The sequence below is a fragment of the Pseudomonas sp. Marseille-QA0332 genome, from assembly GCF_054950175.1.
Genome location: NZ_CM143106.1, coordinates 668,533 through 690,393 on the forward strand (window position 1 = coordinate 668,533; position 21,861 = coordinate 690,393).

The 21,861-nt window shown below is 62.8% G+C and carries 20 protein-coding genes and 1 pseudogene; 15 read left to right on the forward strand and 6 right to left on the reverse strand.

Going from position 1 to position 21,861, the window contains the following annotated elements:
- The first annotated feature begins 3 nt into the window (after positions 1-3).
- The 8 genes from ACY8GK_RS03380 to ACY8GK_RS03415 all read left to right on the forward strand — a co-directional run bounded on the left by ACY8GK_RS03380 (position 4) and on the right by ACY8GK_RS03415 (position 9,262).
- Entirely contained in the window at positions 4-708 is a 705-nt protein-coding gene (locus tag ACY8GK_RS03380; protein WP_462402304.1) for a GntR family transcriptional regulator, read from the forward strand.
- 3 nt (positions 709-711) lie between these two features.
- Positions 712-1,602, forward strand: a complete 891-nt coding sequence (gene prpB / locus ACY8GK_RS03385) for a methylisocitrate lyase (protein ID WP_462402305.1) — start codon at positions 712-714, stop codon at positions 1,600-1,602.
- 64 nt (positions 1,603-1,666) lie between these two features.
- Positions 1,667-2,794 (forward strand): bifunctional 2-methylcitrate synthase/citrate synthase, encoded by a 1,128-nt coding sequence (prpC, locus tag ACY8GK_RS03390; RefSeq protein ID WP_196176206.1) that lies wholly within the window; start codon positions 1,667-1,669, stop codon positions 2,792-2,794.
- A gap of 56 nt (positions 2,795-2,850) precedes the next feature.
- Entirely contained in the window at positions 2,851-5,439 is a 2,589-nt protein-coding gene (acnD, locus tag ACY8GK_RS03395; protein WP_196176204.1) for a Fe/S-dependent 2-methylisocitrate dehydratase AcnD, read from the forward strand.
- Entirely contained in the window at positions 5,436-6,632 is a 1,197-nt protein-coding gene (gene prpF / locus ACY8GK_RS03400) for a 2-methylaconitate cis-trans isomerase PrpF (RefSeq protein ID WP_462402306.1), read from the forward strand. The genes acnD and prpF overlap by 4 nt, the downstream gene beginning before the upstream one ends.
- 952 nt (positions 6,633-7,584) lie before the next feature.
- Positions 7,585-7,836, forward strand: coding sequence for a hypothetical protein (locus ACY8GK_RS03405; protein ID WP_462402307.1), 252 nt, complete (start codon positions 7,585-7,587; stop codon positions 7,834-7,836).
- Positions 7,829-8,293, forward strand: coding sequence for a hypothetical protein (locus ACY8GK_RS03410; protein WP_462402308.1), 465 nt, complete (start codon positions 7,829-7,831; stop codon positions 8,291-8,293). The genes ACY8GK_RS03405 and ACY8GK_RS03410 overlap by 8 nt, the downstream gene beginning before the upstream one ends.
- A gap of 420 nt (positions 8,294-8,713) precedes the next feature.
- Positions 8,714-9,262, forward strand: coding sequence for a hypothetical protein (locus tag ACY8GK_RS03415; RefSeq protein WP_462402309.1), 549 nt, complete (start codon positions 8,714-8,716; stop codon positions 9,260-9,262).
- 67 nt (positions 9,263-9,329) lie between these two features.
- On the opposite strand, the gene acnB is transcribed toward ACY8GK_RS03415, so the two are convergent.
- A complete protein-coding gene (acnB, locus tag ACY8GK_RS03420) occupies positions 9,330-11,939 on the reverse strand; it encodes a bifunctional aconitate hydratase 2/2-methylisocitrate dehydratase (protein WP_196179968.1) in 2,610 nt (869 codons plus the stop codon).
- Positions 11,940-12,339: 400 nt separating this feature from the next.
- Here acnB and ACY8GK_RS03425 point away from each other — a divergent pair, with 400 nt between their 5' ends.
- Positions 12,340-12,807: a DUF1289 domain-containing protein gene (locus ACY8GK_RS03425; RefSeq protein WP_196179749.1), complete on the forward strand. Its 468-nt coding sequence runs from the start codon at positions 12,340-12,342 to the stop codon at positions 12,805-12,807.
- Between the two features lie 28 nt (positions 12,808-12,835).
- Here the strand turns inward: ACY8GK_RS03425 and ACY8GK_RS03430 are convergent.
- Both ACY8GK_RS03430 and ACY8GK_RS03435 read right to left on the reverse strand, forming a co-directional pair.
- Positions 12,836-13,278 (reverse strand): annotated as a pseudogene (locus tag ACY8GK_RS03430) (transposase); the annotation flags it as partial.
- A 113-nt stretch (positions 13,279-13,391) separates the two neighbouring features.
- Positions 13,392-14,105 carry a glutathione S-transferase family protein gene (locus tag ACY8GK_RS03435; RefSeq protein ID WP_462402310.1) on the reverse strand — a complete coding sequence of 238 codons (714 nt, stop codon included), beginning with the start codon at positions 14,103-14,105 and terminating at the stop codon, positions 13,392-13,394.
- A 329-nt stretch (positions 14,106-14,434) separates the two neighbouring features.
- Here ACY8GK_RS03435 and ACY8GK_RS03440 point away from each other — a divergent pair, with 329 nt between their 5' ends.
- On the forward strand, positions 14,435-15,220 hold the full coding sequence (locus tag ACY8GK_RS03440) for a hypothetical protein (RefSeq protein WP_462402311.1): 786 nt from the start codon (positions 14,435-14,437) through the stop codon (positions 15,218-15,220).
- A gap of 18 nt (positions 15,221-15,238) precedes the next feature.
- Here ACY8GK_RS03440 and queD read toward each other — a convergent pair whose 3' ends face one another.
- Both queD and ACY8GK_RS03450 read right to left on the reverse strand, forming a co-directional pair.
- Entirely contained in the window at positions 15,239-15,595 is a 357-nt protein-coding gene (gene queD, locus ACY8GK_RS03445; RefSeq protein WP_196179752.1) for a 6-carboxytetrahydropterin synthase QueD, read from the reverse strand.
- A 53-nt stretch (positions 15,596-15,648) separates the two neighbouring features.
- Complete coding sequence (locus tag ACY8GK_RS03450) at positions 15,649-16,728, reverse strand: patatin-like phospholipase family protein (protein ID WP_196179754.1); 1,080 nt, start codon at positions 16,726-16,728, stop codon at positions 15,649-15,651.
- Between the two features lie 147 nt (positions 16,729-16,875).
- Here ACY8GK_RS03450 and ACY8GK_RS03455 point away from each other — a divergent pair, with 147 nt between their 5' ends.
- The 5 genes from ACY8GK_RS03455 (at position 16,876) to ACY8GK_RS03475 (ending at position 20,901) form a co-directional block, all read left to right on the forward strand.
- Positions 16,876-17,184 (forward strand): PepSY domain-containing protein, encoded by a 309-nt coding sequence (locus ACY8GK_RS03455; RefSeq protein ID WP_462402312.1) that lies wholly within the window; start codon positions 16,876-16,878, stop codon positions 17,182-17,184.
- The gene (locus ACY8GK_RS03460) at positions 17,184-17,498 is read left to right on the forward strand and encodes a PepSY domain-containing protein (RefSeq protein WP_462402313.1); all 315 of its coding nucleotides are present in this window, start codon (positions 17,184-17,186) and stop codon (positions 17,496-17,498) included. The genes ACY8GK_RS03455 and ACY8GK_RS03460 overlap by 1 nt, the downstream gene beginning before the upstream one ends.
- Positions 17,499-18,167 carry a response regulator transcription factor gene (locus ACY8GK_RS03465; protein WP_462402314.1) on the forward strand — a complete coding sequence of 223 codons (669 nt, stop codon included), beginning with the start codon at positions 17,499-17,501 and terminating at the stop codon, positions 18,165-18,167.
- Positions 18,164-19,477 carry a sensor histidine kinase gene (locus ACY8GK_RS03470; RefSeq protein ID WP_462402315.1) on the forward strand — a complete coding sequence of 438 codons (1,314 nt, stop codon included), beginning with the start codon at positions 18,164-18,166 and terminating at the stop codon, positions 19,475-19,477. Before ACY8GK_RS03465 ends, ACY8GK_RS03470 begins: the two co-directional genes overlap by 4 nt.
- 269 nt (positions 19,478-19,746) lie before the next feature.
- Positions 19,747-20,901, forward strand: a complete 1,155-nt coding sequence (locus ACY8GK_RS03475; protein WP_462402316.1) for an HPP family protein — start codon at positions 19,747-19,749, stop codon at positions 20,899-20,901.
- On the opposite strand, the gene ACY8GK_RS03480 is transcribed toward ACY8GK_RS03475, so the two are convergent.
- Positions 20,875-21,741, reverse strand: a complete 867-nt coding sequence (locus ACY8GK_RS03480; RefSeq protein ID WP_462402317.1) for a LysR family transcriptional regulator — start codon at positions 21,739-21,741, stop codon at positions 20,875-20,877. The genes ACY8GK_RS03475 and ACY8GK_RS03480 overlap by 27 nt on opposite strands.
- Positions 21,742-21,861: the final 120 nt, after the last annotated feature.

The window sequence follows — 21,861 nt, forward strand, 5'->3', positions numbered from 1 at the left end:
AATATGCCTGACTCAACGCCCGCCACGGTCCTGCCCCAGGACGACACCGAGACCCTGTCCGAGCACGTGTTTCGGCGCATCCAGGCCGCTATCGTCAGTGGCGACATCGCACCGGGGAGCAAGATTTCCGAACCCGAGCTGGCTCGCACCTACGGTATCAGCCGTGGTCCGCTGCGCGAGGCGATCCACCGGCTCGAAGGCCAGCGGCTGCTGGTGCGCGTACCGCACGTCGGGGCCCGGGTGGTTTCCCTCAGTCATGCCGAGCTGGTCGAGCTGTATGAAATTCGCGAGTCGCTGGAGGGCATGGCTTGTCGTCTGGCTGCCCAGCGCATGAGCCGCGCCGAGATCGACGAGCTGCGGCGCGTGCTCCAGACCCATGAGCAGGATGCTGCCTTCCAGGCCGGTGTGGGCTATTACCAGCAGGAAGGCGATTTCGATTTCCACTATCGGATCATCCAGGGCAGCGGCAACCAGACCCTGGTCAAGATGCTGTGCGGCGAGCTCTACCAGCTGGTGCGCATGTATCGCATCCAGTTCTCCGCCACGCCCAACCGGCCGCGCCAGGCCTTCGCCGAACATCACCGCATCCTCGATGCGATCGCCGATGGCGATGGTGAGCTCGCCGAACTGCTGATGCGCCGCCATATCGGTGCTTCGCGCCGCAACATCGAGCGCCATCACCAAGGCGCCCATGCCAACACGAGGTGAGTCATGACTGTGACAAGCACGCCCGGACAGCGTTTTCGCGAGGCGGTCGCCGCCGAACGTCCATTGCAGGTGGTCGGTGCCATCAATGCCAATCATGCGCTGCTGGCCAAGCGCGCCGGGTTCAAGGCCATCTACCTGTCCGGTGGCGGCGTCGCTGCCGGGTCGCTGGGGTTGCCTGACCTGGGTATCAGCGGCCTGGACGATGTGCTCACGGATGTCCGGCGCATCACCGATGTCTGCGACCTGCCGTTGCTGGTCGACGTCGATACCGGATTTGGCGCCTCGGCCTTCAATGTGGCCCGCACCGTGCGCTCGATGATCAAGTTCGGCGCGGCTGCGATCCATATCGAAGACCAGGTGGGCGCCAAGCGTTGCGGCCATCGGCCCAACAAAGAAATCGTTCCGCTGCAGGAAATGGTCGACCGGGTCAAGGCAGCGGTCGATGCCCGTACCGATGACAGCTTCGTCATCATGGCGCGTACCGACGCGCTGGCCGTGGAGGGCCTGGAGGCAGCGCTGGAGCGGGCCGCCGCCTGTGTCGAGGCGGGTGCCGACATGGTCTTTCCCGAAGCCATCACCGAGCTGGACATGTATCGGACGTTCGCCGCCAGGGTAGGGGTGCCGATACTGGCCAACATCACCGAGTTCGGCGCGACGCCGCTGTATACCACCCAAGAGCTGGCCTCGGCCGACGTCTCGCTGGCCCTGTATCCGCTTTCGGCCTTCCGCGCCATGAACAAGGCCGCGGAAAACGTCTATGCCGCGCTGCGTCGTGACGGCACGCAAAGACATGTGATCGATACCATGCAGACCCGCATGGAGCTCTACGAAGCCATTGGCTACCACGCCTTCGAGCAGAGCCTCGATGCGCTGTTCGCCCAGAAGAAAGGCTGAGGCGGCCGCGCTTCGAATGTCCAGCCAGTCATTCCCATAACAAGTTCAATAAAGGAGAAACACCATGGCCGAAGCAAAAGCACTCAGTGGCGCTGGCCTGCGTGGCCAGGTGGCCGGGCAGACCGCGCTGTCGACCGTTGGCCAGGCCGGCGCCGGCCTGACCTACCGTGGCTACGATGTCCGGGAGCTGGCCGCCCAGGCCGAGTTCGAAGAGGTCGCCTATCTGCTCCTGCATGGCGAGTTGCCCGCTGCGGGCGAGCTGGCTGACTACAAGCACAAGCTAAGGAGCCTGCGTGGCCTGCCACAGGCGCTCAAGGAAGTGCTCGAGCGCATCCCCAAGGATGCCCATCCCATGGATGTGATGCGTACCGGGTGCTCGCTGCTCGGAACCCTGGAGCCGGAATACACCTTCGAGCTGCAGCACGAGCGGACCGATCGCCTGCTGGCGATATTTCCTGCGATCATGTGCTACTGGTATCGCTTCACTCATCATGGCGTGCGCATCGACTGCGACAGCGACCAGGACACCCTTGCCGGGCACTTCCTGTACCTGTTGCATGGCAAGGCGCCGGACGATCTGCACGTCAAGGTGATGAACGTCTCGCTGATCCTCTATGCCGAGCACGAATTCAACGCCTCGACCTTCACCGCCCGGGTCTGCGCCTCGACCTTGTCCGACCTGTACTCGTGCATCACCGCCGCCATCGGCACCTTGCGTGGCCCGCTGCATGGCGGGGCGAACGAGGCGGCGATGGAACTGATCGAGCGCTTTTCCTCGCCGCAGCAAGCCACTACCGAACTGCTCGCGATGCTCGAGCGCAAGGACAAGATCATGGGGTTTGGCCATGCGATCTACAAGGAGTCGGATCCGCGCAACGAGGTCATCAAGGGCTGGTCGAAACGCTTGGCCGAGCAGGTGGGCGACACGCTGCTGTATCCGGTATCCGAAGCCATCGACAAGACCATGTGGGAACAGAAGAAGCTGTTTCCAAACGCTGATTTCTACCATGCCTCGGCCTACCACTTCATGGGCATACCGACCAAGCTGTTCACCCCGATTTTCGTCTGCTCGCGCCTGACCGGATGGGCCGCGCACGTTTTCGAGCAGCGTGCCAACAACCGCATCATCCGGCCCAGCGCCGAGTATGTGGGGGTCGCACAGCGGGCGTTCGTGCCGATCGGGGAGCGGTGAGGGGGGCCGGGCCGGCCCAGCCAGTCGACAACAGAAACCGTGATCGAGCCAGAAAAATGAACACTGCCTACCGCAAGCCCCTGCCAGGCACCGGCCTGGAGTACTTCGATGCCCGCGCGGCCATCGAGGCCATCAGCCCTGGCGCCTACGCCAGGCTGCCCTATACCTCGCGCGTGCTCGCCGAGAACCTGGTGCGCCGCTGCGATCCCGTCACCCTTGAAGCCTCGCTGGCCCAGCTGGTCGAGCGCAAGCGTGACCTGGACTTCCCCTGGTACCCGGCGCGGGTGGTCTGTCACGATATCCTCGGGCAGACCGCGCTGGTCGACCTGGCCGGCCTGCGCGATGCCATCGCCGACAAGGGTGGCGACCCGGCGCAGGTCAATCCAGTGGTACCGGTACAGCTGATCGTCGACCACTCGTTGGCGGTGGAATGCGGCGGTGCCGACCCGCAGGCGTTCGAGAAGAACCGTGCGATCGAGGACCGGCGCAACGAAGACCGTTTCCACTTCATCGACTGGACTCGCAAAGCCTTCCGCAACGTCGACGTGATCCGACCGGGCAACGGCATCATGCACCAGATCAACCTGGAGAAGATGTCCCCGGTGATCCACGCCGACCACGGCATCGCCTATCCGGACACCTGCGTCGGTACCGACAGCCACACCCCCCATGTGGATGCGCTGGGCGTGATCGCCATCGGTGTCGGTGGGCTGGAAGCGGAGAGCGTGATGCTCGGGCGCGCCTGCTGGATGCGTCTGCCGGAAATCATCGGTGTCGAACTGGCCGGCCGCTTGCAGCCTGGCATCACCGCGACCGACATGGTGCTGGCGCTGACCGAATTCTTGCGCCGGCAGAAGGTGGTCGGTGCCTGGCTCGAATTCCATGGCGAGGGCGCCAGGGCCCTGACGCTGGGAGACCGCGCGACCATTTCCAACATGGCCCCGGAATACGGTGCGACCGCAGCGATGTTCGCCATCGATGCGCAGACCATCGACTACCTGCGCCTGACCGGGCGGGACGAGTCGCAGGTCAGCCTGGTCGAGACCTACGCCAGGGCTGCCGGTCTCTGGGCCGACGCCCTGGTGGAAACGGTGTACGACCGGGTGCTGCGCTTCGACCTGGCGAGCGTGGTGCGCAACATGGCCGGGCCGTCCAATCCGCATGCCCGTGTCGCCACCAGCGAACTGGCCGCGCGCGGAATCGCCGGGGCCTGGGACGATGTGCCAGGGCAAATGCCCGACGGCGCGGTGATCATCGCAGCCATCACCAGCTGCACCAACACTAGCAATCCGCGCAACGTCGTCGCTGCCGGCCTGCTGGCGCGCAATGCCAACCGGCTCGGCCTGCAGCGCAAGCCGTGGGTCAAGTCATCCCTGGCCCCCGGATCCAGAACCGTGCAGCTCTATTTGCGCGAGGCCGGCCTCGAGCACGAGCTGGAGCAGCTCGGCTTCGGCATCGTCGCGTTCGCCTGCACCACTTGCAACGGCATGTCCGGAGCGCTCGATCCGGCGATCCAGCAGGAGATCATCGACCGCGACCTGTACGCCACGGCCGTGCTGTCGGGCAATCGCAACTTCGATGGGCGCATCCATCCCTATGCGCGGCAGGCATTCCTGGCCTCGCCGCCGCTGGTGGTCGCCTATGCCATCGCCGGGACCATACGCTTCGACATCGAGAAAGATGTGCTCGGCGTGGTCGATGGCCGGGAAATCCGCCTCAAGGACATCTGGCCCAGCGACGCCGAGATCGACCAGGTGGTCCGCGGTTCGGTCAAGCCCGAGCAGTTCCGCCAGGTGTACATTCCGATGTTCACCGTCGAGGAGCACAGCGGGCCGAAGGTCGCGCCGCTATACGACTGGCGGCCGATGAGTACATACATTCGCCGCCCGCCCTATTGGGAAGGCGCCCTGGCCGGCGAGCGGACCTTGCGCGGCATGCGCCCGCTGGCGCTGCTGCCCGACAACATCACCACCGACCATCTGTCGCCATCCAATGCCATCATGGCCGACAGCGCGGCAGGTGAGTACCTGGCGCGCATGGGGCTGCCGGAGGAAGACTTCAATTCCTATGCCACCCACCGCGGCGACCACCTCACCGCGCAGCGCGCCACCTTCGCCAACCCCAAGCTGTACAACGAAATGGTGCGCAAGCCCGACGGCAGCGTGCGCCAGGGTTCGCTGGCGCGGATCGAGCCCGAGGGCAAGGTGACCCGCATGTGGGAGGCAATCGAGACCTACATGCAGCGCAAGCAGCCGCTGATCATCGTCGCCGGTGCCGACTATGGCCAGGGCTCTTCCCGCGACTGGGCGGCCAAGGGTGTACGGCTGGCCGGGGTCGAGGCGATCGTCGCCGAAGGCTTCGAGCGTATCCACCGCACCAACCTGGTGGGCATGGGCGTGTTGCCGCTGGAGTTCAAGCCGGGCGTGGACCGCAAGACGCTGGGCATCGACGGCAGCGAGACCTTCGATGTGCTCGGCCAGCGTACGCCGCGGGCGACGCTGACCCTGGTGATCACCCGCAAGGCCGGCGAGCGCCTGGAGGTCCCCGTGACCTGCCGGCTGGACACCGCCGAAGAAGTCTCGATCTATGAAGCGGGCGGGGTGCTGCAGCGCTTCGCCCAGGATTTCCTGGAGGGCAGAGCATGACTTACCCGGCGCAAGTGAAGATTCCCGCCACCTACATGCGCGGCGGTACCAGCAAGGGCGTGTTCTTCCGCCTGCAGGACCTGCCCGAGCTTGCGCAGGTGCCCGGCGCCGCGCGCGACGCCCTGCTGCTGCGGGTGATCGGCAGTCCCGACCCCTATGGCAAGCAGATCGACGGCATGGGAGGGGCTACTTCCAGCACCAGCAAGGCGGTGATCGTCTCGCCCGGCAGTGTCCCCGACCATGACGTCGACTACCTGTTCGGCCAGGTCTCGATCGACCAGGCCTTCGTCGACTGGAGCGGCAACTGCGGCAACCTCTCGGCGGCGGTCGGGGCCTTCGCCATCAGCGCGGGCCTGGTCGATGCCGCGCGCATCCCCAGCGACGGCATCGCCACGGTGCGCATCTGGCAGGCCAACATCGGCAAGACCATCGTCGCCCACGTGCCCATGACCCAGGGCGAGGTCCAGGAAACCGGCGACTTCGAGCTCGATGGCGTGACCTTCCCGGCAGCCGAGGTGCAGCTCGAATTCCTCGACCCTGCCGCCGACGACGATGGCCAGGGAGGCGACATGTTCCCCACCGGCAATCTGGTCGACGAGCTGGACGTGCCGGGCCTGGGGACCATCAAGGCCACCCTCATCAATGCCGGCATCCCGACCATCTTCGTCGATGCGGGCGAGGTCGGCTACGACGGCACCGAGCTGCAGGACGCGATCAATGGCGACGCCGATGCGCTGGCACTGTTCGAGACCATCCGCGCCTGCGGTGCGGTGCGCATGGGGCTAATCGGCAAGCTCGAGGAGGCCGCCGGACGCCAGCATACCCCCAAGGTGGCCTTCGTCGCGCCGCCGCTCGGCTATGCCGCCTCCAGCGGCAAGACCGTGCAGGCCGAGGACATCGACCTGCTGGTGCGGGCGCTGTCGATGGGCAAGCTGCACCACGCGATGATGGGGACCGCGGCGGTGGCCATCGGCACCGCCGCGGCCATTCCGGGGACGCTGGTGAATCTGGCGGCAGGCGGAGGGGAACGCAGCGCCGTGCGCTTCGGCCATCCGTCCGGGACCTTGCGCGTCGGTGCAGAGGCGCGTCAGGTGGATGGCAAGTGGACGGTCACCCGGGCGATCATGAGTCGCAGCGCTCGGGTGCTCATGGAGGGCTGGGTGCGCGTGCCTATGGAGGGTTTGGCGGCGTGAGAGTAAGCGCACCGCATTTGGACACGTTCGGCACTCCGCACAGAAGATGGTCGCTGCTCCTGTGCAAGCAAATGGTGCCTGACTCCTCTTCGACCAGCTCGGCCGAATTCGATGCCGGGCTTGGTCGTCGCGGTTGCCTGATGCAGGGCAAGCGATACACCTAATTTGACCAAGACCCACGTCACCCTCCGCTTTCGCTTGCGGAGCACTTCCAGGTGGTTCGCTTGTATCACCGTTCGGCAGGTGATCGGCAGTACTCGCTTTCATAGGCGTCATCTCCCGGGAGGCAGGTATTTGGTAGCCTCGCCAGCGTCATTCCGCTTCAGCATCTCGCACGCGAACACCTCACCCTCAATGGGCGATTCCTTCAGGCATGAGAGGATTGCTGCACGCCCGTGCAGCTTGTTGCACCGGCATGCCCCGGAGAATGGAATATTCCCACTTTAAATTAGTTGAAGGGCTACATCTGTTTCGGACGTTCTTCTCAAGCAGCAACTCCCACATCCTATCGATCGCGCAACGTTGTTCCACTAATGTCTACCAGCTAGTCATGAGCTGATTGACAGCTTGCAAAGCAATGCATATCTGCACAAGTGGAGACGTGGCTGATGAAGAAGGAATTTACATCTGAGGACTTGAGGGTTTTGGAAAATGCCATTACGCCCGAAGAGCAAGTCAAGCTTAACGAGGCGTTCGCATGTGCTCTTTGGAGATATGACTGGCCGGTTAATTCTACGCCCTTCGCGCGCCCCTGTTGGCACTTCTTCATTGCGGGTAGCAAGCGAGAATCGTTGGCATGCTGTGAGGAAGAGTTGGAGGCAAATGAACGTTGGAGATTTCTTCTCGGCATCTGGAGGCGTCTGTGTGCTGTACATATGAATGACGTCAGGTTGGTTGGAGTGTATGCGAATGGCCAGAGCTTTGGACAAGACAGCCGATTCACCGCGACAACTTGCCAAGCGAGCCGGGGCAGACCGCAGTCCTTTTCTGCAACGACTACTGGGCGACGACATGGGGAGGCGAGCTCTTGTTCTGCAATGATGCAAAAACTGACATAAGTGCTGCAGTACTACCGAAGCCAGGTCGGATCGCAATCTTCAATGGTGAAATGCCACGCCGTGCCAAATCTCCAACCATGGATTGCGATCGCCTTCGCATCACCATTGCATTCAAGACAGTCAATAAGGATTTCCGCCATGAGTAATCGGGTCGAGATATTTGTCGCCATGGTGGACAGGGTTGGGAGGCCTGGGTTTCAAGCAGGCGCAGCCGCCGCAGTGCATGATCAATTCAATACTGACAATCAGGGCTTTTCACTGGTGGTACAAGGCGCTCAGACCGGCAGTGCCGTCGCGGCTGTATTGTCGATTACGCAGATGACTGCAGGCGCGGTACCATTCATCAATATCGTGACCAATACCCTTGCGGGCACAGTGACCTTCTTGAAAATTGTTGCCGAGTACAAGCCCGGCCGCAAGCTAAATGCAGGGAAAATTGTCAGCCTTGTAGGTAATGTTGCTGGTGTAGTTGCGAGTTTCGCAATATTGGTGGGTGCGCCTGGTTTCATAGGTTTCTTTACAGTGGTAGCTTTAGGCGCAACATTGTTTGGGGTATACCATTCGGGACTCGCAAAAAATATTAGAGATGCGGTTTCCCGATAATCGATTCTCTGAAGAATCACGATATGGCAAAAGAAGTCTCGACACCCGTACTCGCACCCAACCACACTATGACTGACCCAGCGTCCATAAAACATCATTTTGGTGGGCTGATACGGGTCGTCACATGGCACCCCGAAACCATGGAAATAAAGTTGGATACCAGAGTGCTGGAGTCATATGTCATCAGCCCGCCGGCCACACCGCATGGCGGGATCAATCTACCTGTAGCGCCACCTCTTGCCAATGGAGGTCGTAGTGCGATAACTATGGGTATCGAAAGCATCAACGGGCAGCCGCCAGTCGGGCCAATGCCTTCACTCACTACTGTGGTAGGTGGGGGTCAGGACAAATATGCCTGCTGCTCTGCTCCCCAGCAGGATAAGTACCGCTGAGTAAAATTCCATCAGGAGTGGCTTGTTGATGTTGACTTGGAAATCCTGGATTAAGATGATGCAGGCGTTAGAGCCGCATAAGCGGGTCAGGTGCATGCTTTTTGCCGGTTGTGCTTTTCTTCTTTTCGTACCTTTGTTCTTGATGAATTGGGAGAAAAAATCCGAGCCGATCGGTGCATCGTTGATGCGGGTTCCAGCTTCTCTTGTATCCAAACCTGAGAGTTGGGAGTACGACAGGTCGATTCATACATTCTGGATTGCTTACAAGGATCCAGATGGGCGCGTAGCCAGGCGCCGAGTTTATGTGCGCAAGGCGCATTATGATGCAGCCAATATCAATGCGGCTACGCCTTTGTTTGTAGAAGTCGAAAATGCATTGTCCGGTCCAATAGTCAGGAGCTTGTCGACAAGTGATGAAGTATTGTATGACTCTGCTCTCAGGCAATATGTGCGCGAAACGGAAAACTGGAAATGCCTCGAAGGAATCGTATTTTTTTCTACGCTAAGTTTCGCTTCATTCGTCGCAGCGGGTGTGATGCATTGGCAAAACCGGAGACAGAAAAAGCAGCCAGACTGACAAAAAGCCCCGGCATCACTGCCGGGGCTTTTTCTTGCAGCTGGAAGCTTGACGCTTGCAGCTGATCTTACGCCTGAACAACCGGGATATTGGCGCTCGCCGCCGCTTCGCGGAATTCGGCGATCTGGTCGAAGCTCAGGTAACGGTAGACGTCGGCAGCCATGCTGTCGATATCCTTGGCGTACTGCATGTACTCCTCGACGGTTGGCAGCTTGCCGATGATCGAAGCCACTGCGGCCAGCTCTGCCGAGGCGAGGTAGACGTTGGTCGCGTCACCCAGGCGGTTCGGGAAGTTGCGGGTCGAGGTGGAAACGACGGTCGAACCGGTCTGCACGCGTGCCTGGTTACCCATGCACAGCGAGCAGCCTGGCATTTCCATGCGTGCGCCGGCCTTGCCGTAGATGCCGTAGTAGCCTTCCTCGGTCAGTTGGTGGGCATCCATCTTGGTCGGCGGAGCCAGCCACAGGCGGGTAGGGATACCGCCCTTGACCTTTTCCAGCAGCTTGCCGGCCGCGCGGAAGTGACCGATGTTGGTCATGCACGAACCGATGAACACTTCGTCGATCTTCTCGCCCTGGACCGAAGACAGCAGGCGCGCGTCGTCCGGGTCGTTCGGAGCGCAAAGCACCGGCTCGGTGACGGTGGCCAGGTCGATCTCGATGACCTCGGCGTATTCGGCGTCCTGGTCCGCTTCCAGCAGCTGCGGGTTGGCCAGCCAGGCTTCCATCGCCTGGGCACGGCGCTCCAGGGTACGGGCATCGCCATAGCCTTCGCTGATCATCCAGCGCAGCAAGGTGATGTTGGATTGCAGGTACTCGGCGATGGCCTTTTCCGGCAGCTTGATGGTGCAGCCGGCGGCGGAGCGCTCGGCCGAAGCGTCGGACAGCTCGAAGGCCTGCTCGACGGTCAGCTCGTCCAGGCCTTCGATCTCGAGGATGCGGCCGGAGAAGATGTTCTTCTTGCCTTTCTTCTCGACGGTCAGCAAGCCCTTCTGGATGGCGAAGTAAGGGATGGCGTGGACCAGGTCACGCAGGGTGATGCCTGGCTGCAGCTTGCCCTTGAAGCGCACCAGTACCGATTCCGGCATGTCCAGCGGCATGACGCCGGTCGCGGCGGCGAAGGCCACCAGGCCGGAACCTGCGGGGAACGAGATGCCGATCGGGAAGCGGGTGTGCGAGTCGCCGCCGGTACCTACGGTGTCAGGCATCAGCATGCGGTTCAGCCAGCTGTGGATGATGCCGTCGCCAGGACGCAGGGACACGCCGCCACGGGTGCGGATGAAGTCCGGCAGGGTGTGGTGGGTGGTGACGTCGATCGGCTTCGGATAGGCCGCGGTGTGGCAGAACGACTGCATCACCAGGTCGGCGGAGAAGCCCAGGCAGGCCAGGTCCTTCAGCTCGTCGCGGGTCATCGGGCCGGTGGTGTCCTGGGAACCGACAGTGGTCATCTTCGGTTCGCAGTAGGTGCCCGGACGCACGCCCTTGCCTTCCGGCAGGCCGCAAGCCTTGCCGACCATCTTCTGGGCCAGGGTGTAGCCCTTGCCGGTATCGACCGGTGCCTCGGGCAGCTTGAACAGGTCGGTCGGGCCCAGGCCCAGCTCGGCGCGTGCCTTTTCGGTCAGGCCGCGGCCCACGATCAGCGGGATCCGACCGCCGGCGCGGACTTCGTCGAGCAGCACTTCGGTCTTGAGCGTGAAGGTGGTGACCAGCTCACCGCTGTCGTGGCGACGAACTTCACCCTTGAACGGGTAGACGTCGATCACGTCGCCCATGGCCAGGTCGGTGCAGTCGAATTCGATCGGCAGGGCACCTGCGTCTTCCATGGTGTTGTAGAAGATCGGGGCGATCTTGGTGCCGAAGCAGAAGCCGCCGGCACGCTTGTTCGGCACGTAGGGAATATCGTCGCCGAAGAACCACAGGACCGAGTTGGTGGCCGACTTGCGGGAGGAGCCGGTACCGACCACGTCACCGACATAGGCGACCGGGAAGCCCTTGGCGCGGACCTGCTCGATCTGCTTGAGCGGGCCGACCGAACCTGGCTGCTCGGGCTCGATGCCGTCGCGAGCCATCTTCAGCATGGCCAGGGCGTGCAACGGGATGTCGGGGCGCGACCAGGCGTCGGGAGCCGGCGACAGGTCGTCGGTGTTGGTCTCGCCTGGCACCTTGAACACGGTCAGCGTGTACTTGTCGGCAATCGCCGGACGCTTGGTGAACCATTCGCCCGCAGCCCAGGACTCGAGCACGGCCTTGGCGTTGGCATTGCCGGCCTTGGCCTTTTCGGCGACATCATGGAAGGCGTCGAACATCAGCAGGGTGTGCTTGAGCTGCTCGGCCGCGACGGCGCCCAGTTCGGCGTCATCGAGCAGTTCGACCAGCGTGGCGATGTTGTAGCCGCCCTGCATGGTGCCCAGCAGTTCGGTGGCGCGCTTCTTGTCGAGCAGCGGGGACTGGGCTTCGCCCTTGGCCACGGCGGAGAGGAAGGCGGCCTTGACGTAGGCGGCCTCGTCGACTCCCGGGGGTACGCGATTGGTGATCAGGTCTACGAGGAAGGCTTCTTCGCCGGCCGGCGGGTTCTTCAGCAGCTCGACCAGGCCAGCGGTCTGCTCGGCGTTCAACGGCTGGGGCACGATACCCAGGGCGGCACGCTCTTGGATGTGTTTGCGGTAGGCTTCAAGCACAGTTATTACCCTCATCAGTGGTCCCATATAGGGGTCCGGGACGCTCATCCGGATATCCTGCGAACCTGCGCAATACGGCTTCATGGGCCGCCCAGCCAGGGCCGCGGGACATCCATGCGGAAGCTGCTTTCAAAGTTTTACGCCTGCAGAACGGGAGCTGATGAGGGCCGGCCCGGGCCTGGCGAAACACCAGGCCGGACCAACGCCGTTCTACCGGATGGACTGTGCTCGTGACGCTTTGAAAACAGCTTCCGACGGACATCGGTGCCTAGAAAGGCGATGGGATTCTACGGCAAAAAGCGCCGGAAGGTAAGGCGCGGTGTTCCACTTTAAGCAGTGACCATCGTTAGACAAAGGGCTAACATGGGCCTCCGTTTTGCCGCCAAGTCGTTGTCCCGCAATGTCCAGCCAGTCAATCAAGACCCCCTGCGTCGGCCTCTGCTCGACCGTCTACGGCGATCATGTATGCCGTGGCTGCAAGCGCTTCCACCATGAGGTGATCCACTGGAACAGCTACGATGACCAGGCCAGGCGGGCGGTCTGGCTGCGCCTGGAAAAACTGCTGGTGCAGGTCATGATGGCCAAGCTCGAGGTGTTCGACAGGGATCGCCTGCGCATGCAGCTCGAGCAACGCTCGATCCGCTTCCTGCCGAACCAGTCCGAGTATTGCTGGGCCTACCAGCTGATCGCTCGCGGCGCGCGGCTGATTCGCGACCTGGAGGCTTATGGCATGGCCCTGCTGCCGGAGTTCCGTGACTGGGACCTGCCGCAGCTGCGCGATGCCATCGACCGGGAATTCTTCCTGCTCTCCGAGGCCCACTACCAGCGTTACATCGCCCCGGCCTTCCTCAGGGGCGAGCTGTCCTAGTGTAGTGTTGCAGAAGTACCGCTGAATATCATTTACCCAGCGCTCGTGCTGCGCGAGCGACTTGGGCAAGGATATCCTCGGACTTTTTGTGTCATCGAAATGGCTTCGGGTTTTGCTTGTAAGTGTCCAGGTAATACTCGATCGATGCCTCCAGATCTTTGACGCTGACATGTACCTGGCGCTTGATCCACTTCTCGCTCAGCGTTGAGAAAAGCCGCTCAATCAGATTCAGCCAGGACGCCGAGTCTTATGAGTCGCGTAGTTATCCATGATCAGATGAACCGGCATGTCGGCAGGCACTCACGCATCGATCTCCCGCGGAAAAGCGAGGAACCAGTACTGCGATGCTGGCGTTTGAGTCGGCCGATCACCTCACCGGTTGCCATATCCAGGGCAGTAAGAAACGGTCGTTCCATGGCGCTTGTAGTCATGTGTGCGAGTCGCAGGGTTACCTGGGGAAGCGGTAAGCCCGTACTTGTGAAACACCACACTAGGCTCCAGAGGTCGTGCCGCAACGACTGGCATTGCAGGCGGCGCTGTCCTCGAGCAGCCTTTCAGCAGGCGTGTCGGGGGCTGCCCCAGCGCTAGATGGCACAAAGGGGATGGGCGCATGGAGCGCTTCTCGCCAGGCCATCGTATGCATCCAGCATTCGATTGCACCATGTCATGACGGGGTCGCTCTCTTCCAGCAAGCGCTTCGAGCTGACAACCCGTGCCCATTGGAATGCGGCGAAAGCAATGTGGTCAGCATAAGCTGGCGCGGCCCCGGCTAGGTAATCCTGGCCTGCAAGCGTGCTGCGCAATGGTTTGATCACCCTGGACAGTTCCTCCCTGGCAGAGCCGCGCCGAGCCTCCAGCTCTGCCAGGGAAACGCCAAGCGCCGCCTCGCGGGTACGACGGAAATAGGACTTGTCCTTTTCATGCAGAATCGCAAAGACATCGGGGAGGATGAGGCGCGCCAAAGCTGCATGTAGCACTTCGTTGGCCCATTGGTTCATGAAGCGCGTAAGCGCCATTGCCGAGGGGGCGCCCATGAGCGAAGGTCGCTCTGGATAACGCTGATCAAGGTACTCGGCGATGGCCCAGCTATCCGTCACGCACCGCTCGCCATCGATCAAGACGGGGACCTTCCCCTGGCCCGAAAAGGCGATCGCCTCCTTTTCATCGAACCGCCACGGGATAGTCTCTACTGCCAGTCCTTTATGTGCCAAGGCCAGACGCACGCGCCAGCAATAGGGGCTAAAGCGCCAGCTGTCGTCAGCGCCTGCCAAGTCATATAGTTTCAGTCCTGCCATCATGCAGAAGCCTCCCGCCGTTTGAATGAATGTAGAACAAGCCTTGGACATCGCCGGCTGCTGGATGATCTCGGCGGTTGGCTGGCAAGCACGCCGGACGGTAGGACGACCCAGGGAGAGCAAGCGATGCCGGGCAGTCGCGTACCGGCCAAGCCTCGACTCTGGCCGAATGACCGGCTGGCCTGCCTGCGGGCGCGACGAGCATCGGCACGGCGACGTCGCAGGCGGTTGGCGCAGTCGCAGTACGAACCCTGACAGACTTTCCCGCTGCGCTGGAACCTCGCCAGGGCCTAGCGTGGCTGCTCCATTGAATCGAGAGCAGCGATGTAAGCATGAGCGAGTACGTATTCGAACCCCAGTTGTCTTTCGTCGCCAGGTGCTACTGGCAATTCGCCGAGGGTGCGCTGTCCCAGGCAGATCTGCTTGGCGCACGAGGCGACCTGGCCAAGCCGATCTGGGTGGAATTCAACGACTGGAACGGTGACGACGGCTGGCTCATGTCCGGTCGCGACTACAGCCCGCAGGAACTCCAGTCGTTCCTGCATGACCACCTGCCGCTGTTCGGGCCGCGCCAGCGGATCTACTGCGAGTACTTGTGGTTCGGTGTCTACCGGATCGGCGACTTGCATGCCTACGAAGTGCGGCCAGCCTACGCCGGGGCCAACACGGCGCGCTGGCCGGAACTGGAGTACGTCCTGGATGTGAGCCGTGGCGGCTATCTTGGCATGTATCCAACCGACAACCCGGCAGGCAGCTCGCCGCTGGCCAGGCCTGCGTCGCTGGAAGTGGACATGCCCGATCCGGTGCCCGAGACGCGTATCGACCTGCCCACCGATCCCCCGCTGGAAGCGGAAGGCTTGCTGTTCCGCTACCGCAAGAGCCTGTCTTCGCCGATATGGACCATCGAAGGCCTGGAACCGGCCGGCCTGGCCTCAGGCGACATCCGTACCGGCTTGCAGTTGTACGGGCCGAGCGGCCGGGTGGTCAGGAGGCTGGTCGAGAACGGTCGCGCCTATCTCAACGACCGTACCGGCAAGCGCGGCCATCTGGGCATCCAGGTCCTGCAATCGCCCGTGCCCCCGCATCCGGCAGCCAGGCATCGCGACCCCCGGCGCTGAGGCGAGGCCTGCGCCGGCTCAGTGGCCGGTATATTCGCAACCGCTGGTGCAGGTTTCATGGATGCGGACCTTGGACAGTTCAGGCAGCAATGGCTTGACCTGTTCCCAGATCCATTTGGCGATGACTTCGCTGGTGGGGTTCTCCAGGCCAGGTATGTCGTTGAGGTAGTTGTGGTCCAGGCGGTCGTAGATCGGCTTGAACACCGCCTTGATCTCGGAGAAGTCACGGATCCAGCCGGTATGCGGGTCGAGCGGCCCGGTCAGGTACAGGGCCACCTTGAACGAGTGACCGTGCAGGCGGCCGCACTTGTGGCCGGCGGGCACGTTGGGCAGGCGGTGGGCGGATTCGAAGGTGAACTCTTTGAAGATTTCCAAGCTTTCAGACTCTGTGGCGAACGATGCTGCCAGACAGTCTACCAGCAAGGCCGCTACAAGGGTTGCAGCCGTTCCTGCAGTCGCCCGGTGGCGACCAGTTCGAGAAATTCATCGCCCAGGCGCCGGCTTTCGGCCATGGCCTTGTACCAGTAGCGCTTGCGGCCCTGTGCATCGTTCATGAAGCGCTTGAAGTCGCCGCGGTCTGGCAGCTTGCCGTAGGGCAGGCTCGCCAGGTATTGAGGGGAGGGGACGAGCAGCAGCACGTTGCGCAGGCGCGTAGCGTCTCCTCTGCGCCAGGGCAGTGCCTTGTCGAACCAGCCCGGTACGATTCGGTCGGTGAAATGCGGGTACAGCACCAGGTCATTGCCCTCGTACGGCAGGTCCAGGTGATAGTCGAGCAGGCCGCCATCCCGGTAGGTGCCACCACCGGTGCCCGGAATGTCCCGTACACCCTCCATGACCATGGGGATCGATCCTGACGCGAGCAAGGCCTGGCGCAGGTTGGCCAGATCGAGTGGCAGGCAGCGCGAAGGGAAATCCTCCAGCGAGCCAAGCGGTGGCGCGGCACGGCTGTCATGCAAGATGACCCGCTCGAAGTGCCGGGACAGTCGCGAGCGACCGAGCAGGTTGTTGGCGACCACCGAGGACAGCCCCATGCCCAACCGGCCGCGATGATCATCCGCGAGCAAGCCATGACTTTTCACCACCAGGACATTCAGCCGATAGCCGGTGCTGGCGAGAATCTGCGCATCACGTCCCTGCAGCAAGTCGTCGAGCATGCGCCTGCAACTGCGGCTGACGTCGTCGACCTTGGTGCCTTTGGGAAAGTCGAGCTCGGTATACAGCTCGCCCAGGCGTCGCAGGCCGTCGAGCGGGTCGGCCAGGCAGGCGCTGGCGAAGCGCCAGGCACCAATCGAGGCGCCGATCAAGGCGCGCGGGCGTGGCGCCGATGGCAGCCATTCTCCGAACAGGGCCAGGTCCAGCCCCTGAATACCCAGCGGCTTTGGACCGCCCGCGGCGCCCGGCACGATGCCGACCTGCGCCGCTTGCAGGCCATGCTCGCGAACCTGCCTGAATGCGCGTTGGCCGGCCTTGAAGGTCAAGGCCGGATACTTGATGTGGATGGCGCTCATGCCGGGCCTCTCGATGGACGGGCCGGCCATTATAGGGCAGCCGGTGCCGAGCGGCTGCGCTATCATGGCGCCAGTCTGTTCAGGTTGAATTAAGCCGCAGGCGATAATCTTGGCTGCGTAGACAACTTGCAACCGATGGAGATGCCCATGAAAACCTTGACTGCCCTGTTCACCGCCGCCGCGCTTGCCGTGGGTGCCAACGTCGCCCTGGCCAAGGATGTCCAGCCCGACGAAGTGGTCAAGCTGGCCAATGCCAAGACCATCAAGTCGCTGGACGAACTGAAGGCCACCGCCGTCGCCAGGCATCCTGGCTCGACTGCCACCGACTCGGAACTGGAGAACGAATACGGCCGCTACATCTACAAGGTCGAGTTGCGCGATGCCCAAGGCGTCGAATGGGACGTCGACATGGATGCCAGGACCGGCGAAGTGCTGAAGGATGAACGGGATAGCTGATGAAGGATCTTTCGCGGACGGCACGCGGCCTGGTACTGGCGCTGTCAGCTTGCTGTTCGCTGGCCGTGGCCCGCGACCTGGATCAGGATGAAGCGCTCGAGCTGCGGCGTGAGGGCATCATCCTGCCGTTGGAACGGCTGCTCGAGTCCGCGATGGCGCGCTACCCTGGTGCGCGCCTACTGGAGGCCGAACTGGAAAAGGACGACGGACGCTACGAGTACGAAGTCGAACTGCTGACGCCCCAGGGCGTGGTTCGCGAAATCAAGCTCGATGCTCGTACCGGCGCCTTGCTCAAAGACGAGGAAGACGACTGAATGCGCCTGTTGATCGTGGAGGACAATGTGCCTCTGGCCGATGAACTGACCGCGAGCCTGCAACGCCAGGGCTACGCAGTGGACTGGCTGGCCGATGGCCGGGATGCGGTCTACCAGGGCCAGAGCGAACCCTATGACCTGATCATTCTCGACCTGGGCCTGCCGGGGCTTGGCGGCCTGCAGGTACTTGGTCAGTGGCGCGCGGCGGGGCTGGCCACGCCCGTGCTGATCCTGACCGCGCGTGGCTCCTGGGCCGAGCGCATCGAAGGGCTCAAGGCCGGTGCCGACGACTACTTGAGCAAGCCGTTCCATCCGCAGGAGCTGCTGCTGCGTCTCCAGGCCCTGCTGCGGCGCGCCCGCGGCCTGGCCAACCAGCCTCGTCTCGAGGCTGCCGGCCTGCACCTGGACGAAGGGCGCCAGTGCGTGACGCGCGATGGTGTCGATATCCAGCTCACGGCTGCCGAGTTCAGCCTGCTGCGCTACTTCATGCTGCACCCGCAGCAGATCCTCTCCAAGAGTCACCTGGCCGAGCACCTGTACGATGGCGAGACCGAGCGCGACTCCAACGTGCTGGAGGTGCATGTCAATCATCTGCGTCGCAAGCTGGGCCGCAGCGTCATCGAGACCCGGCGTGGGCAGGGCTATCGCTATGCGGGGCATGCTGGGTGAGATCGATACAGGCGCGGCTGAGCGTCGGGCTGGTGGCGGTCCTGGTCATCATTGGTCTCGCGCTGGCGCACCTGATTCTGTGGCTGTCCGAGATCAGCCTGCAGCGCTACCTGGAAGCCGGTCTGCGCAAGGAGAGTGAAAACCTGCTGGTGGCGCTGGTGCGCGGGCCATCCGGGCTGCAACTGGACGAGCGCCGGGTTTCCGCGGCATACCAGCGACCTTTTTCCGGGTATTACTTTCGCATCGACTTCGAGCAGGGCACTTGGCGTTCACGCTCGCTATGGGATCTGGATATGCCCAAGCCAGCCAGGCCAGGCCTCGAAAGCGGCTACGAACTAGGCCCTGAAGGCCAGCAGTTGCTGGCCTTCAGGGGTGATTACCGCAGATTGGGACAGGATATCTCGATCAGTGTGGCCCAGGACTATTCACCCGTGCGCGACGGCTTCCGACGCCTGGAGATGATCGGATTGGGGCTCGGGCTGGTGGCACTGCTGCTCATCCTGATCCTGCAACGCGTCACCGTCACGCGTTCATTGCGCCCCCTGGAGCGGGCTCGCCAGCAAATCGCCCAGTTGCAGCAAGGCCGGCGTTCCCAGCTCGACGACCAGGTGCCCAGCGAACTGGAACCGCTGGTCACACAGATCAACCACCTGCTGGCCCATACCGAAGACAGCCTGCGTCGATCACGCAACGCCCTGGGCAACTTGGGCCACGCACTCAAGACCCCATTGGCGGTATTGCTCAGCCTGGCCGCGAGCGAGCGCCTGACCGGCCTGCCGCAAGTGCGGGCTCAGTTGCACGAGCAACTGGAGCAGATCCAGCAACGCCTGGCGCGAGAACTCAACCGCGCCCGCCTGGCTGGCGACGCACTGCCCGGTGCGCTGTTCGACTGCGATGCCGAGCTGCCAGGCCTGTTGCAGACCCTGGGCATGATCCATGGCCAGGATCTGCTGCTGCGGCGGGAGAGCCCGCCAGGGCTGCTGCTGCCCTGGGACCGAGAGGACCTGCTGGAATTGCTCGGCAACCTGCTGGACAACGCTTGCAAATGGGCCGACGGCGAAGTGCTCCTGAGCATCGAGCCGAACGTCGACGGCTATCGAATCCTGGTGGACGACGACGGGCCGGGGATCGCGCAGGCCGACCGCCAGAACGTGCTCGAGCGCGGCCTGCGCCTGGACGAACAGGTCGATGGGCATGGGCTGGGCCTGGCTATCGTGCGCGACATCGTCGAAGCCTGGGGCGGCAGTTTGAGCTTGCTGGAAAGCCCCTTGGGCGGCCTGCGCGTCAGCATCGAGTTGCCCCGCCGATAGCCCCATGCCACAAGCTGCTAGCAAGAGCAGACCGCGAAGGCTGCACGATTTGCTTTTGCATGCAGTTGATGGCTTCAAAAAAACTGCACCCCAAGAGCATTTTTTTGAATTGGTCGCTACCGCCGCCTGGCAGGCACAATCTCGCTCCATGAAGCCGCTCGAGGTTTCCATCTCCATGGACGGAGCCCATTGGCTATTGCCGCTGGCAATACAGGGCCCAGGCCATTTCGGCTGGGCTTTCTTTTTTCCACCAGGTAAGTCACTGCTTGATGTCTTCTTCTTCCCAATCGTTGTTGCAACGCCTGCTGCCCGCGCCCTTGAACACCTCGCCTCGCGAATGGTTGCGGGCCGGGATTGGCGCGCTGCTGGGCCTGTTTCTCGCCGGCTGGTTGTGCGGCATGGTCTTCGGGGGGTCGGTTGCCTTGCATCTGCTTGGCCCGCTGGCCGCCTCGGCAGTGCTGGTATTCGCCGTTCACTCCGGCCCGCTGGCGCAGCCTTGGCCCGTGGTGGGAAGTTATGCCATGGCGGGTATCGTCGGCCTGGCGATGCGTCATGGCTTCGGCCAGGAGCTGTGGGTGGCAGCCGCTGCGCTCGGCTTGTCCATCGTGGTGATGTGCCTGTTGCGCTGCCTGCATCCACCAGGCGGAGGTGTCGCCGCCAGTGTCGTGCTGGCTGACCCAGGGCTGTTCGCACTAGGTGATCGCTTGCTCGAGCCAATCCTGCTCAATGCCTTGATCCTGGTCACCACGGCCGTGGTCTACAATCGTTTGACCGGGGTGCGCTACCCCAAGGGCGTCGCACCGCGCAAGGACTTGCATCATACCCATGACCCGCTGCCGACCGAACGTGTCGGGATCAATGCGGACGATCTGGACCAGGCACTCGAAGAGCTGGGTGAGTTCGTCGACGTCACTCGTGAGGAGCTCGAGCGGATCATCCTGGCTACCGAGCAACACGCCTTGCAGCGTAGCCTTGGCGGTATCACCGCGGCGTCGGTCATGTCCCGCGATGTGCAGTTCGCCACGCCCGGCACGACTCTCGAGCAAGCCTGGGAAATGCTGGCCAGCCATCACCTCAAGACCCTGCCGGTGCTCGATCAGGGCCGCCTGGCAGGCATCGTCAGCCTCAGCGACCTGGTTGGCCCAGCCATGGCGCGGGGGCGCTTCAGCTGGCGTGGCCTGTTCAGGCGCAAGACAGTGCGCCTGGAACAGGTGATGAGTCGTCGAGTGGTCAGCGTCAGTAGCCAGCATCCGCTGGAAAGCTTGTTGCCGCTGCTGTGCGAGCAAGGCCTGCACTGCCTGCCGGTGCTCGAGGGCGACAAGCTGGTCGGCGTCGTGACTCAGACCGACCTGATCGCCGGGCTCGAGCGCCAGCTGCTGACCAGCGCCACGCGTCGCTCAAGCCAGCGGGTCCCAGCGCTGTGACCAGTCGCTGGAACCTTCGGCCACCAACCTGCGCAGGATCACCAAGGCCTGCTGCAGCGCCTGGCTGTCATTCTCGCGGGCATGCACGAGAAAGGTGGGGTAGGTGAATTCCGGCGCATGCGCTACCCGCTCGAACGCACCGCTGTCCAGGTAGGCTTGCACCACGCGGGTTCGGAAATAGCCACTGCCACCCTGGTCGAGGATGAACTGCAGTGCCAGCGGCCCGAGGTTGAACCCCAGCGCGGCGCTGGCGCAGTCTGGCAGGGCGGCATCGTGCTGGCGCCGGAATGCTTCGCCCCAATCGATGTAGATGTACGGCTCGGGACGTCCGACTCGACGGATCCTCACCAGCTTTTCTTCCATCAACTGTTCGACTTGCAGCCCAGGCCCGTAGTGTGGCTGATAGACCAATGCGGCATCGAGCAAGCCCATTTCCACCTTGCGCAACAATGACTGTCCTTCGCCGACCTCGCTGCGAATGGCATGGCTGGGCAGTTCTCGATGCAAGGCGCTGATCCAGTCAAGCATCATCGGGTTGCCCAGGCTGACTTCGCCACCCAGGTGCAACACCTGGCGATAGCCTTGGGGCAGCGGTAGGTCGCGACGCGCTGCGTCCCAGGTCTCCACCAGCTGGTTGGCGTAGACGACGAAGGCTTCGCCGTCAGGTGTCATGCTGGCACCGTTGCGGCTGCGCACGAACAGCTGGCAGCCTAGCTGCTGCTCCAGGCGCTGGACGCGGGCGGTAATGGCTGTCTGCGACACGCACAGTTTCTGCGCCGCGGCCACCAGGCTGCCGCAGCGTACGATTTCCAGGAAGGTCCGGGCCTGATCGATGTCCATGACGATGCTCGCTGAGGAGGAAGCGCCATTCTAGAGCCTTGGCGCTGAAATAGGGCGGTTGCCCCGTCCGCAGCGCTCGACGCCAGCCCGTGTTGCTCCGCTGGCCGTGACGCAGACCGT